Annotated in this window: 12 protein-coding genes, 1 other RNA gene and 1 pseudogene; 6 read left to right on the forward strand and 8 right to left on the reverse strand. The window is 36.1% G+C overall.

Going from position 1 to position 14222, the window contains the following annotated elements; all coding sequences use genetic code 11:
• Positions 1-227: 227 nt before the first annotated feature.
• The 4 genes from rnpB to AC0QT4_RS03250 all read right to left on the reverse strand — a co-directional run bounded on the left by rnpB (position 228) and on the right by AC0QT4_RS03250 (position 4719).
• Positions 228-618, reverse strand: an RNA gene (rnpB, locus tag AC0QT4_RS03235) — RNase P RNA component class A.
• A gap of 86 nt (positions 619-704) precedes the next feature.
• Positions 705-1214: a lytic transglycosylase domain-containing protein gene (locus AC0QT4_RS03240; RefSeq protein WP_473200292.1), complete on the reverse strand. Its 510-nt coding sequence runs from the start codon at positions 1212-1214 to the stop codon at positions 705-707.
• A gap of 693 nt (positions 1215-1907) precedes the next feature.
• Entirely contained in the window at positions 1908-2282 is a 375-nt protein-coding gene (locus AC0QT4_RS03245) for a hypothetical protein (RefSeq protein WP_473200293.1), read from the reverse strand.
• A gap of 1501 nt (positions 2283-3783) precedes the next feature.
• Positions 3784-4719, reverse strand: coding sequence for an ArsR/SmtB family transcription factor (locus AC0QT4_RS03250; protein WP_473200294.1), 936 nt, complete (start codon positions 4717-4719; stop codon positions 3784-3786).
• 426 nt (positions 4720-5145) lie between these two features.
• Between AC0QT4_RS03250 and AC0QT4_RS03255 the strand changes: the two are divergent.
• Positions 5146-5629, forward strand: a pseudogene (locus AC0QT4_RS03255) (integrase arm-type DNA-binding domain-containing protein); the annotation flags it as partial.
• Between the two features lie 164 nt (positions 5630-5793).
• On the opposite strand, the gene ettA reads toward AC0QT4_RS03255, so the two are convergent.
• Positions 5794-7443, reverse strand: a complete 1650-nt coding sequence (ettA, locus tag AC0QT4_RS03260) for an energy-dependent translational throttle protein EttA (RefSeq protein WP_473200295.1) — start codon at positions 7441-7443, stop codon at positions 5794-5796.
• 161 nt (positions 7444-7604) lie between these two features.
• Between ettA and AC0QT4_RS03265 the strand changes: the two genes are divergently transcribed.
• Both AC0QT4_RS03265 and pncA read left to right on the forward strand, forming a co-directional pair.
• Positions 7605-8135: a hypothetical protein gene (locus AC0QT4_RS03265; RefSeq protein WP_473200296.1), complete on the forward strand. Its 531-nt coding sequence runs from the start codon at positions 7605-7607 to the stop codon at positions 8133-8135.
• A gap of 54 nt (positions 8136-8189) precedes the next feature.
• Positions 8190-8798, forward strand: a complete 609-nt coding sequence (gene pncA / locus AC0QT4_RS03270) for a bifunctional nicotinamidase/pyrazinamidase (protein ID WP_473200297.1) — start codon at positions 8190-8192, stop codon at positions 8796-8798.
• A 41-nt stretch (positions 8799-8839) separates the two neighbouring features.
• Here pncA and AC0QT4_RS03275 read toward each other — a convergent pair whose 3' ends face one another.
• Positions 8840-9892, reverse strand: coding sequence for a DUF475 domain-containing protein (locus tag AC0QT4_RS03275; RefSeq protein WP_473200298.1), 1053 nt, complete (start codon positions 9890-9892; stop codon positions 8840-8842).
• A 351-nt stretch (positions 9893-10243) separates the two neighbouring features.
• Here AC0QT4_RS03275 and AC0QT4_RS03280 point away from each other — a divergent pair, with 351 nt between their 5' ends.
• Together AC0QT4_RS03280 and AC0QT4_RS03285 are read left to right on the forward strand one after the other, a co-directional pair.
• On the forward strand, positions 10244-10783 hold the full coding sequence (locus AC0QT4_RS03280; RefSeq protein WP_473200299.1) for a helix-turn-helix domain-containing protein: 540 nt from the start codon (positions 10244-10246) through the stop codon (positions 10781-10783).
• Positions 10784-11196: 413 nt separating this feature from the next.
• On the forward strand, positions 11197-11376 hold the full coding sequence (locus AC0QT4_RS03285; protein ID WP_241437352.1) for a YegP family protein: 180 nt from the start codon (positions 11197-11199) through the stop codon (positions 11374-11376).
• Between the two features lie 242 nt (positions 11377-11618).
• On the opposite strand, the gene AC0QT4_RS03290 is transcribed toward AC0QT4_RS03285, so the two are convergent.
• Entirely contained in the window at positions 11619-11924 is a 306-nt protein-coding gene (locus AC0QT4_RS03290) for a hypothetical protein (protein WP_473200300.1), read from the reverse strand.
• Between the two features lie 1273 nt (positions 11925-13197).
• Between AC0QT4_RS03290 and AC0QT4_RS03295 the strand changes: the two genes are divergently transcribed.
• Positions 13198-13512 (forward strand): helix-turn-helix domain-containing protein, encoded by a 315-nt coding sequence (locus tag AC0QT4_RS03295; protein WP_473200301.1) that lies wholly within the window; start codon positions 13198-13200, stop codon positions 13510-13512.
• Here AC0QT4_RS03295 and AC0QT4_RS03300 read toward each other — a convergent pair.
• Complete coding sequence (locus AC0QT4_RS03300; RefSeq protein ID WP_473200302.1) at positions 13436-13618, reverse strand: hypothetical protein; 183 nt, start codon at positions 13616-13618, stop codon at positions 13436-13438. The genes AC0QT4_RS03295 and AC0QT4_RS03300 overlap by 77 nt on opposite strands.
• Positions 13619-14222 lie beyond the last annotated feature (604 nt).

The raw sequence follows: 14222 nt of genomic DNA on the forward strand, positions 1-14222 counted from the left end.
AATAACCAAAACCCTAACTCTCATATCTATCACGATGAGAATTAAAGCTAACCAGATGTGCATTCTAAGGCATTATACTTAAAGAAATATTATAATTGTATAAAGATACTTTTCCTTTGAGTGTACACTTCAAAAATGCACCCTCCCAAGAAAGAGCTCATATACAATATCCCATAGCAATATCAATTGTTTGTAATATTCACTCTATTAAAGAGTGTTTAACAAAAAATATCAGTCGGCCTATAAGCCGGGTTCTGTATGGTAAAGCTTACACTCTCCATGGCAACCATTCATCTGGGACGGATGTTACCATCCGCCTCGTGCAACCTACCCGAATGACTCGCCCGGAAACCGGCTGCAAGTTAAGTCTTGCGCGTCATTTCTATTCGGTCTTGCTCCCGGTGGGGTTTACCTTGCCACATTCATTACTGAATGCGCGGTGGGCTCTTACCCCACCCTTTCACCCTTACCTATAAAAATAGGCGGTTTGCTTTCTGTGGCACTTTCCCTAGGGTCGCCCCCGCCGGGTGTTACCCGGCACCGTCTTTCCGTGGAGCCCGGACTTTCCTCACCTGCCACCCTTAGGCATAAGACAAGCGCGGCTGCCCAGCCGACTGACATATCACCTATAAAACATTTTTCATGATGTGAAAATACCATCCTCAAGATATTTTATAGCAAACACACCATATTCAAGTTCATTTTCATTTTAATGAAGCCAAATAAGTTTTTACTTTTGAGCAATATTTCGCTGAAATAGAATTCATTTTTTTTGCAGCATGACCTGCATTATATTTAAGAATCGTACCACAAGTATTTCCACCACTGAGTGTATATGCCCGCGCCAAATAACGTATACCATATTCAAGATTGGTGGCAGGATCGTAAAGATCTTGCACAGAACCATTAAAACCCAACCCTCGTGCAGTAGAGGGTTTAATTTGCATCAAGCCTATTTCGCCAGCTGCCCCCTTTATACGTGCTTTATAATTACTTTCAACCCTTACAACAGCATGTGCTAAATTAACAGGAACATTATACTTATTTGCAAATCTCTGAATAAGAGATTCATAAGGGCGAGCAGACACCTTAGAAGTGGTCGTCACCAAGCCTTCTTTTGAGCTTGCAACATTCAAGACAATATGAGCTAAACTTATATCAAACACAAAAAATACAGCAAACGCTGTATTTAAAATGATTTTCAAAAATTGCATGTTCTTTCTCTTCATCAAAACATTTTTAAATCCTAGCCACAATGGCTTTACCATTGCATTCTACAGAGAAAGAAAGCTAGAGAACGGCGTTAAAATGGAAATATTAAGACAATTTCAAGATAAATTCTTACAAAAGAAAAACATCATTCAAATGATCCACTATATCTCTCTGTATTTCATAAAATATCAAAACTTAAAAAACTATAATAAAAATTTTAACATGCTAAAAAAGCTAATATACTCTATCAATTTTTAAAAGAATCTACGGTATACAAAAATTTTGGAATCTGAAAGTAACATTGAAAATACCTCTACCATTTTTTACCTGCGATTATTAAGGCTTTTATTAAGGTCAATTTCATAATTGCAAAAAGCAATAGAAATAAAAACAGCATCACCAAATGCTCTCGATAGCGTAAAACTCTACTTGGAAGAGAAACCATCATCTCCTTTTCCCATTGGTTGATAAACACCCGTAGAAAAAAGTCTTATGTCAAACAGGCCATCCATCAAAAACAACCTCATCGACAAAAAACAATATTACGTATGAGAAATCCATAAATATGCATAAACACATCAAATGTTCGTGCCATATTTAATAATCACGTCTATTTATTTTTATAATTCTGTAAAGAGGCAATACAAAAAACACCCTCAAAACCAGTTACCAATGCAATTCTTCTCAAGAAAGAACTAAAAATAAGCATCAACAACAGAAGGATGCAACATTGCTTTCGATAAAGCCATAACAACAGTTTCACCCAACTTCGAAGCCTGTTCATCACTCTGACCACTTGCAGAAGCAGCAGCAACAACATCACGACGCACTTGTTCAATCAGTTTCTTCTGTTGCTTAAGATTTAGCTTAGAGAGTTGCATTATAATATCTGGAAAAGAGACCACCAACCGCTCTAAAAGCACTTCTTCTGTAATATTAACCTGATGAGAAGAAAAAGAGCGATCTAATAAAAGCTGAGGAATAGAAACACCACGAAAGACAAAAGTGCTGACAAAAAAAGCCAAAAAAACAAATAAAGAAAAAACAATACGACGCCAGCAAAATCCCATTATCTCTTACCTAAGCATCACACTCCGTGAAGAAAATATTACTCCACAGCACTCATTAAATTCCCAGTAAAGAAGAATTTTCTTACCACTGAAAATAACATAACACCACCACCACGCAGCTTTCATTTCCCCCCTTACACATAAAATAAGAGCTTATCTCTCTCCCCCTCACAATATCCAACAAAAATTTAAATTCTAAAAAGCCTGACTGAGGAAAACCTCAGCCAGGCTCGACAATCTAAGGGATCCACGCGGGGGGGGGGGGGAGGAGGTTCCCTGATCGTCTCTCACATCAGCTATTAAGAGCTGATGCAATATCTTTGCTATGGAATAAAACGTTTTAAACAACAAGAAATTCTTATCATCTTTCAAGCAAAAAAACATAAAAAAATTATAAATTGTCAAAAAATGAAGAAAATAAGGCAAAAAATACTCAAAATGATCCAATTTGAAGCAATTTTATTTCACAGGATCTCAATAAGAATCGATGATCATCGTAATTTTAATTGATATAAATTTTTCTCATAAAAAAACATAAAAACACAGCAAGCATACGTTGAAAAGCTCTCAGCACAACAATGAAATCATGGATCTTGTTGCCCTTTTAAGTTGATATAAAAAATTAACACTTAAGCTTTTTTCGAAGATTATTCGCTCCGAATCATGTACTCTCGGGATTTAAGATGACTACAGATTCTATAACCAACAACAAACTCAAACACATTCTGAATAACAATCCTTCATGAAATTATCTTCTCCCCTTCCTAACCTCTCTTGCAAAATGATAAAATCGCAATTTCTGTATCAGAAAATTGCTATATTTTGTCTCTTTAATAAGTTAGACAGTATTTTCTTTTTGCTGTTCGCACTCTTTAACAGACTTCCTCCCCTCAAAAAGTTGCACACCACAACACTGCTTATTCATATCCTTGCTTAAAAAGAGACCTCTTTACCCTCAATTTCTCTCAACCCCATCCGTAAAAATATAATAAAATCCATGGGAAACATTCTCTTTACACTGAGTGACAAGATAAACAACAACAATGATTCTATCTACCGATTCTTAATATTGCAGCTACTTTTGCATTTAAGAGGTCTATTCCTCTTTCCTTAAACAGTTCTTACGCACACGCTGATCCCTTTAGCGATATGCAAATAGACATTTTTGCGATTATGATCAAAAGGTTTGAAAAAAATATTCTTATATTCAAAGCTCTTACTCAAATTACAAAACGCGACGAACTCTCTTTATAAATCAATATATTACTTATCAAACAAAACCTGTATCAATGGATATTAAATGGCTGACCTCATAGCTTCATCTCTATAAAAACACCTTTCACTGTCCCCCTACACGTCCACAGATTAAAGTATCAAGAATCCAATGCAAAAAACACAATGTGCATACAAAAAGCGATAACTTTTTAAAGATTTCCTAGAATTTCACTCTCGTATTTTTTACTAAGAATGATCAAAGAATAAAGCACGTTAACAAATATAATTATGCAAAATCTACCTTTTTATCTTTGAGATCATCTACCAGTAAACGCGGATCACGTGCAAGCCAAAGCTTAACCATAGTCCCTTCATGATTTTCATTTTGTACAGGAGGAAAACAAACTGTTTTCTCTAGAACAAGTCCAGCATTTTTAAGCCATTGCTCTATTTGTGAATCTGAAAATCCAAAATGCCTATAAGCATGGGAAGAATGCAAATCAACTTCATGACAAACAAAATCTACAATCAGCAAACGCCCATGAGGACGTAAAACACGTGCTATTTCATGAAGTTCTATCTCAGGATTTTCAAGAAAATGTAAAGCCCAATAAAGAATAACCAAATCAAAAGTTGTTTCTCCAACAGGTAAACGTAAAACATCACTCTCCAATGCACCTTCAAGAGCACACGTATAAAGACCTGAAAACAATGTTAAGACAGAACCTATATCTGGACCAACCCCCAGCAATGTTTCAAATGGTTTAGCACCAATGATTTCCAGTAAGGTGCTTTCTAGAATATGGTCTGAAATATATGATAGCCGTAATGCATTCCACTGTAGGGTATTTTGTAAAAAAGACTGTCTCTTCACTGTTCGACGCTGTTTTTGAACATTCAACAAACGTTCAAAATCATCTATTAACATCACATCATGCTTTGATAAAGCTGCAAGAGCAGCCATCACAATATCTTTACCAAAACAACTGTGACAAAACTTAAAATAAGTTCCTTCCCCCTTTTGATAACGCTCAATCAATTGTAATTCGCACAATAAACGCAAATGCTGTGAGACATGCGCTTGCGACTGACCAAGGATAAAAGTAAAATCAGAAACTGTTAAATCGTCACGGCACAAGAGTGCAAGAATACGCAAACAACTTGTCTCTGCCATGGTTTTCAGCAACATAATCATTCTATCCAAACTGACTTGTTTTTTCATTAATACTCCTTACTGCTCCGATAAGTATTTATTCCTACCAATAGAAAATCAAGCAGAAGGCATAGAGTTGCATCACTTCTGTTCATAGATAATATAAAAAAGGTTAATTGCTAAAAAACCAACGCCGCCCCCACTCTCCCTCCATAACACGAGCAAAAGGTCTTATATTTTAACTATCCACACATATGAAAACATATAATCTCGATTAAAACCTGATGAGTAAGGAACTCCCCTATCCATCATAAAAATCAGACAACATATTAATTTATAATGATAATTCATCGTTTTGCATGTTGAACTAAACCCCCAATATTATAAGATTCTCTTATCTCAAGTCTTTTCATTTTGAATCAATTAAAGTCACTTACTTGCACATCACAAGCAGAGTTGGTGTATAGATAAAAAACTCTAAAGAAAGGAGTAAAAATGTCTCGTATGAATCGTCTGAATAGCAAGGGCTATCGCAACATTGGGAGCTGGCAAATAGTATGATGGTGCCGGCTTGTCCCTTTATAAGCGTAAAGATGGTAGTGCTCAATGGATTTACCGGTATACCATCCATGGGCGCCGTCGTGAAATGGGCTTGGGTGCTTTAAGAGACGTCTCTTTAAAACAAGCCCGTGAATGTGCAACCCAATGGCGGCCTGTTCTTCGTGAAGTCCGTGATCCCATTAAAAAACGTGAGAAACAAAAATATGAGGCAATGCGTAATCTCCATTATTTAAAAGAAGCGCTCTCGATGCTTTTGAAAGTCGTAAAACTGAACTCAAAATGATGGTAAGAATAGAGATTGTTTTTTACTTTACGTCTTTATATTCTTCCTAAATTGGGCTGTTTACCGCTTTCAGAGATTACCCAAACCGATACACGCAATGCTCTCGCTTCCATCTGGCATACAAAAGCGATAACGCACTTCCTGAAAAGTAACTTCAGAATTCTATGGTTTTTTATTCCTATCTTAGTCGTGATGAATAAGAATCTTACAATATGGCAGACTCATTTTCTTTTGAAGAATAAAGATAACACCAGACAGCATTACTCTTTTCTCAACCAATATGAAAAAGATAAGAAATTCTAACGTGTAAGCGGCTTATAATTCCCACGCCTTTGATTAAGAGTGTCGATACCAAGGCGGCGGATTTTATCAGCCTCATATTCAGCAAAATTACCTTCAAACCACTCTACATGCCCATCGCCTTCAAAGGCCAAAATATGCGTTGCCAATCGATCAAGAAACATACGGTCATGCGATATGATAACAGCACAACCAGCAAAGCTTTCCAATGCATCTTCCAATGCCCCTAATGTTTCAGTATCAAGATCATTTGTCGGTTCGTCAAGGAGAAGAACATTGCCACCCTCCTTTAAAAGTTTAGCCAAATGTACGCGATTTCGCTGCCCTCCTGATAAATTCGCCACCTTTTGTTGTTGGTCTACACCCTTGAAATTAAAAGCGCCGCAATAAGCACGGCTATTCATCTCATATTTTCCTAATGTAATGATGTCATTTCCGCCAGAAATCTCTTCCCAAACGGTCTTATCACCCACCAACGAATCGCGACTCTGATCAACATAACTCATGTGAACTGTTTCACCGATGCGGATTTGACCTGAATCTGGCTGTTCCTGTCCAGTCAACATTCTAAATAAAGTGGTCTTTCCCATACCATTAGCACCAATGACTCCAACGATACCACCAGCAGGAAGTTTAAAAGAAAGCGCATCAATCAACACACGCTCACCATATGCCTTAGAAAGGTTATCAACTTCAATAACAGTCTGCCCCAATCTTTCACCAATAGGAATAATGATTTGTGCTTCTCCAGGACGGCGCTCACTTGCAGCCTGAACTAACGCATCATAGGCCTTAATCCGAGCTTTTGACTTCGCTTGCCGACCTTTTGGACTAGAAGCTATCCATTCTTTCTCGCGGGACAATGCACGCTGACGAGCCACCTCTTCACGACCTTCCTGAGCCAAACGTTTAGCTTTTGCTGCCAAATAAGCAGAATAGTTTCCCTCATAAGGAATACCTTTACCGCGATCTAATTCTAAAATCCAACCTGTTACATTGTCGAGGAAATAACGATCATGGGTAATTAAAAGCACCGCACCAGGATACTCCCGCAAATGCCTTTCAAGCCAAGCGGTCGTTTCTGCATCCAAATGATTTGTTGGTTCATCCAAAAGTAATAAGTCAGGTTTTGACAAAAGGAGTTTGCAAAGTGCAACACGCCGCTTTTCACCTCCTGAAAGTTTTTCCACACTTTCATTAGCTGGAGGACAATCAAGAGCAGCCATAGCCATGTCCACTTGACTTTCTAAATCCCAAAGACTCTGACTGTCTATAATATCTTGAAGGCGAGCACCTTCATCAGCGGTTTCTTCGCTATAATTCATCATCAACGTGTTATAGCGCTCAACAATTGCCTGCTTATCTGCCACCCCTTCCATCACATTACCACGGACATCTTTGCTTGCATCAAGAACAGGCTCTTGAGGAAGATAACCACAACGGGCTCCTTCGCAAAGCCATGCCTCTCCCGTATATTCCTTATCGAGCCCAGCCATAATTCGTAAGATAGTTGATTTACCTGCACCATTAGGTCCTAAAATACCGATTTTTGCATCTGGATAAAAAGACAAATGAACATTTTCTAAAATTTTCTTATTGCCGTAAGCTTTATTAAGCTCAGCCATGTGATAGATAAATTGACGTGCCATAAACTTCTCTTTATATTGTGCGGTATTAAAGGTTAGAGTTTTGAAAAAATTTCTTTGCTTTTCTCAAACTGCGCGGTAAAAAGCGCTTGTGTTATATCAAAAGCCTTTCACTTTATATTGATACATTTTTTCTAATCTCACAAGCCCTGCTACGGTTCTGAATGCAAAAAAATGTCCCCTTGAAGAATAAAAAACAAATCTTTTTAGCTGTACCCGAAACATGCTATCAAACGTCACCCATCTTTTCTCTACCAGATACAACTCTGTATTTTTATCGTATTAAACCGACTTATCAATGCAAGAGTGTTCCTCCAAGAAAACCAATTCTCTATGCCCCCTCTTTTTTTTCTTTATGGGCTTTAGATTATGCAGTAAAAAACGACTCTCTTTTTTCATCAATTTTATGTCATGGAAAACAATGGAGTTCATCCCTTGCTTTGCTGTGGCTTAAATTGTGTTTACAAAATGACCGTCGCCTTATGGGATCTGATGTTCCAAGCTTGATGATCATGAAAGCTTTACACCGACATGTGGCACTTAGTGACCACAGTGCTCTTCCCATTGCGTCATGGTTGCAATTCGTAAAAAGCTATAAAGAGAATTATAGAAATCTTTCCATTCCTCTTTTATGGCTTGATAATTACAAAAATAATACCAATATCCACGAAACTATTTTAAAACTTCAAGGTTAAAATAGAGCCTCTTAAAGGTATCATAAAGAGCAAGTCTCTTACAGGAATATGTTTATGGAAAAAAAAGCTTTAATCGTTATTGATGTTCAAAATGACTTCTTACCAAGTGGAGCACTTGCAGTACCACAAAGTGATGCTATTTTACCCGCGGTCAATAATCTCATAAACCATTTTGATCATGTCATTTTAACCCAAGACTGGCATCCAAAAAATCATTGCAGCTTTGCTTCTTCCTATCCCCAAAAAGCGCCCTATGATACCATTGAACTTGACTATGGCCCGCAAATACTTTGGCCCGATCATTGCATACAAGGAACACACGGATCAGATTTTCATACATCTCTCAGAGTTGAAAAGGCACAACTTATCCTTAGAAAAGGTTATAATAAAAAAATTGATAGCTATTCTGCCTTTTTTGAAAATGATCAAAAAACACCAACAGGCTTACAAGTTTATCTCAGAGAACAGGGTTTTACAAATCTAGCTATGTGTGGTTTAGCAACTGATTTTTGTGTAGGATTTTCCGCACTTCACGCCATACAGTGCGGCTTTAAAGTAAGTGTTTCATTAAATGCCTGTGCTGGTATTGATCTTAACGGTTCACTTAACACTATGCTGAAAACGATGAACGAATCCGGCATAGAACTGTTAATGGCTTCTTAAAATGCCTTCGTTTTGCAATAACAACGCATACAATTTTCAATTTACTCAGAGAGACCATTCTTATTCAGGGTATGACGCTTGAAACGAAGAGAAGCATAAAATGCCATTCCAATAATACAGACCCCTACCAGTCCTGTGAATATTTCAGGAACCGATAGAATCGTTTGCAGATACATAATCACTGCAAGCACCAAGATCGCATAAAAAGCACCATGCTCCAAATAACGATAATGCAACAATATCCCTGATTCGACTAACATTATCGTCATAGAACGCACATAGAACGCACCGATACCAAGACCAATTGCAATAATAAAAAGGTTGTGTGAAAAAGCAAAAGCACCAACAACGCCATCAAAAGAAAAACTCGCATCCAGAATCTCTAGATAAAGAAAGGCTCCAGCTCCCCCTTTCACAACGGTAGCTAAAGCCGCTTTTGGACCATCCAAAAGCGAACCAATAGCTTCAACAGCTATAAACGTCAAAAGTCCATAAAGGCTAGCGAGTAAAAAAGTCATTTTATCTTCTGTTACAATTTGTTCTGAAAAGAACAATATCAAAGCTAAAACGATTGCAATATCAACGCCAACAAGCGCTCCAAACTTTTGCGCAGGCTTTTCTATAAAAGCAAGCCAATGCACCTCTTTTTCAGGATCAAAAAAATATCTCAAACCAACCATGATCAGGAAAGTTCCTCCAAAAGCGGCAATCCCCACATGAGCATCTGTTAAAATTGCGGCATATTGATGTGGTTCCCATATTGCTAATTTTACTGCTGCAATTGGATTAATCCCAACAGCAACAGCAACCACCAGCAAAGGAAAAACAATCCGCATTCCAAATACAGCCACCAAAATACCCCATAGCAGAAAACGACGGCGCCATAATGGGTCCATTTTTCCAAGAACACGAGCGTTGATAATAGAATTATCAAAAGATAAAGAAATTTCTAAAATTCCTAAAACACAGCAAATAAAAAAATATTTTAAAAAACCAATAAAACTTTCTGTTTCGAACCAACCAATCACCCCCCCCATAAAGACGCCAACAATTGTGAAAAAAAAAGCCCACCTAAAATAACCCAACAGGGCCATGACCATTCCTCAAAATTTACTTGTTCAAATTCATCTATCACGCAAATTGAAAAACTAAACTATATCCCTTCACGCAAAGATAGAGAGAATCTACACGGCAAATTTATATGAAATTTCCACCAGAAAAAACAAGAAAAGTATCAGTAAGCTTATTTTTACCTCTAAAATGAATAACAATTTTAAATAATGTGCTATACAACAAGTCAAAAATTGCTTTCTATCCACTAAAATTTAAAAAAATAAAGAGAAATAAAACTATAAATATTGACATTATATCAAGAGTTATTAATACATAGTGTGCCTTTATTGGCTAAAACCTATACCATGATGATTTACTGAGGGAGATAATTCGTGGCCCGTCCTGAAACTGAATCAAAAACTATCTTTGGAAAACGTTTGCGTTATGTACGTCTCGCTCTAGGAGATCCATCACGTGAAGCATTAGCTAAAAGTTTTAGTATGACAAAAAATTCCATTGCTTTTTATGAGCGGGGAGAAAGAGAACCCAATCTTAGTGTTTTACAAACATATCGCACATTGTACGGTGTCAATATTAATTGGCTTTTAACTGGACAAGGAAAAATGTTTGACACAGAGTATGCTAAAAGTGATTTTGATTGGAATTATTTTATAAAAAAAATTGAGGGACTTGAGGAGATTCTTACCCAAAGTGGTCGTCATGAAAAACAAAATCAAGAAAAAATCGATAGCTCTTATGAAAAGTTGCAGCACTACTTGTCAAAACAAGGTTTATCGAATAACCTTAACCCAAAAGCAGCAACCTCGCTGATCGATATGAAAGCAAAAATGGCTAATTCTTATACCCTTAGCTTGTTCATTGATTTACTCATTCGAAGTGTGTCGCAAAAAGAGATTATAGCTAATCAATAAATATCCTTATCACAAAGGATAACAAAAGAATTATAAGCTTTATCAACACGAAAGAGGTTTTCTTTATTTTTCCATACTAGTGATATTTTATTAAACGTATGAAATTTGTTTTTATAGAAAAAAATTGAGTATATCTGCCCAGTAGCAATAAAAAATTTTTCCCAAAAAAGCTATAAATATAGCATGGTTAAAGTTTTAAAAAACGGTTTTGTAGTGTAAAGTGTCTCTTTATAGCTTATTGACAATAAATATTTTCTTGTTACAGAATGTTGCTTTCATAGAGATTTTATCTAAGATTAAAAAAATTAAGAGGAATATATTGACTACTCACTATAGAGACATACTTTAGTGCTCATAGTTATACTGGTTAGATGTTTATCTTGTAATTACAGCTATTTTATGAGGTGAGAAGCATGTTTTTTGAGGTATTTCAAGGTGTTCATAACCAATGGTATTGGCGTTTAATCTCAGGAGACAAACAAAAAATTGCTTTTTCTAGTAAGGGTTATCCGACAAAACAAGATATCTTGGTCAATATTGAACAGATAAAAGAAATCACGCATAAAGCCCTTATTAGAGAATTACAATCCTAACGTTCTTTAATATTAAGATAAAAATTTTGCTTTTTATATTAGAAATCTTGTCCAATAATTTCGTGCTGTAGGAGGAGCCCTTGCTTTTTCTTAAGGGAGGGGGGTTTTTATGTGATGTTTAACATCCATAAGCGACTGAATAAAATACACGTGATACACAAATTATGAATATGTTTATCCTGCTGAATTCCTAAGAGTTTTTTTTTAATCTTTTTCTATTGGCATTCTCTCTCATCATCTTTTTAACCCTCTTCAAAGGTAATCTCTTTTTGGTGTTTTTGCATAGCTTCCTCGTACTGCTGAATTTGTTTTTTTAGTCTTTCAATTGCTTGATCCCGTCTTTTAATCATCATATTTTGCTCTCTAATTGCCCTATCTCGTTCTTCAGTCATCTTCATGGAATCCCGTAAGAACTCATGCTTTAGCTTTCTTACTTCTTCTTTAAGAACTTTAGCCTGATCGCGATAATAAAAAGCAAATCGAAACATGCCCCCACTGAAAAGAAAAACAACAATCACCGCCCCTAATAAAATTGCATTCACACTCACTTTTGATCTCCTTTAACAACTATCGAATCAATCATTTTTAGCAATTTGTTTCGTTTAGTTTTTTATTAAAAAAGAATACAAAAACCACCTGTACTAAATGGAATAAATCACACTTAGTACCCTTATCCTCTCCACAAAAACATGCTAAAAAATAAGATAAAGCAACCTCATGAAAGCTGCCCAATTATATCCTCACCCCTATGATTTGCAGCATATTTATTTATACAAAATGCAAAGACATCACTGATTTCAAAAAATTCCAAGGATGCAATAAACTCAATAGGCACCTCCTCCCTTACATCATTCCTGCTATCCTCTTTTATACCAGGAAAAAGCTATCTAATTGAAAAAAATCTTCATATTCATAAGACTCTGCATTTCTATAAACTTTTACTTCCTTACAAATCTTTGCATAACCACAAACTAAAGCACCTACATAATTTTAGAATCTTTGAAAATTTTACAGTTGTAAGCTTAAGCATTCCTATAAACACAAGCACCGCCATTAACCTTACTATTACAGCAAATTCTTATCCCCTCATATACCGCCTACCACAACCTGTGAATTACCATACACATGAACACTGCTAAAATCAGGCTATTATAATAGAATAGATATGTAGTTTATTATAAACAATGCTATCATTAGCCAAAACACATCCACCTTTTATAAAATATCTCGCACTTGTCTTTATATCCTCCTCAACAAATTCCTTCACGATTGATAATCTCTTTATACTCTATAAAATTACCAACATCATTTTTTTGGTATTTCCAAAATCTCTCAACATACACATGCGAAAAACCATTTGAAAGTAACTTCATTTATTAAAATAAAAAGAAAAATAGTGTCCTGTACCCGTGAGTTTTTTGCATTCTTTCCAAAGCCATGATCCTTTCCCTTACGACCACAAAGCTCCATACATCTGCACAGCACCCTCCCGCAAAAATTTCTTACAAATGCCAATGTTGGGGTATATCTTGATTTATAATGGTGCTGAGTATACTATTGATAATATTTCATGAACATACCACGTGTGTTTCCATGTCTGGTTATACGCGCAAATTCTGTCACGATAGTGAAACTAAGCAACAATTTTTTATTGATTCAAATTTGAAAGTATATACGGACATTTTTTTATTAATAAAAAACAACCTGATATCCTTCATAAGCGAAAAGCTACACATGGATATTTTTATGCTCCTTGTATCATGTACTCTGGATTCGCAACGCAATATTAACGCTATAGCGTAAATATGTAAAGGTCTAAAAATGACAAAGACTGAAAAAGATTGGTTCCAACGCTTAATTGAATTAATAAAAAGTGATGGACGCACAATGATTGAAATAAGCAAAGCAGCAGGCTGTGGACAAAACTACGTACAACAAATGATAAACGGAGGGAAAAGACCCTCTGTAGATAAACTCATGGCTATTCTTAACACACTCGGAAATACTAGCGCCATATATGTAATAACTGGTTTTAACATCTCCGATGAAGATCTAAGACTCATCGCTTTGATTTCCTCTGGAGATAAAAAGAAGATTGAAGCCTTAAATATTCTGTTGACTGAGCAACATTTGTAAAATTTTCTACTATTTTCAGTATCTCTTGCTTCTGCACCGTCGACAAAGCCTCCCATTTAACGATAATGTTGGATAAATCGACCTTAAATTTTTCATCATTCTTCATAGTTATACTCCATGTAGTCAAACTGGATAACGCTATAACGTTCAGATATATCCCATACCTTACAAAAAATATTTGCAATAGGCAGTATGGAAGCGACTGTGTGATAATTGATTTTATACAATTAGAAGGGATTCTGTTAGTTATGTACCATGGTGAAACAGAAGACATCGCACGGCCCAAGCCCTTTTATGATAAAATTGGTTCTACCACTTTTATCAACAACACTCACAGTGTTACACAAATCCTGTGATTCGAACCAATAACTAATCGACGTAAAAATATCTTTGAAAATACTTCTGACCTCTAGGTGAGAGAATATGAAAAAGCTTATTTAAAAAGCATATATTACAATTTTATCCTATACAGCACTACCTCTATTTTCAAAACAATATCGCAAAGCAAAAATACAAACAACGCGATATGTACAGCCCTCATGAACAGCCATGCTGCTTACGAATCTTTGAGGTGCTTCTCAAAAAATCGGCTTTTCTTCTAAAAGCACTCTTGCAATCTAACATAGAGATCTATCATGAACAAAGATGGCGGTACTTAAAAAGATACAATGGGTCAAGCTCTAATGATATCCCTCCATAAATTGCATAAG

The organism is Bartonella sp. EBT8 (genome assembly GCF_055796165.1).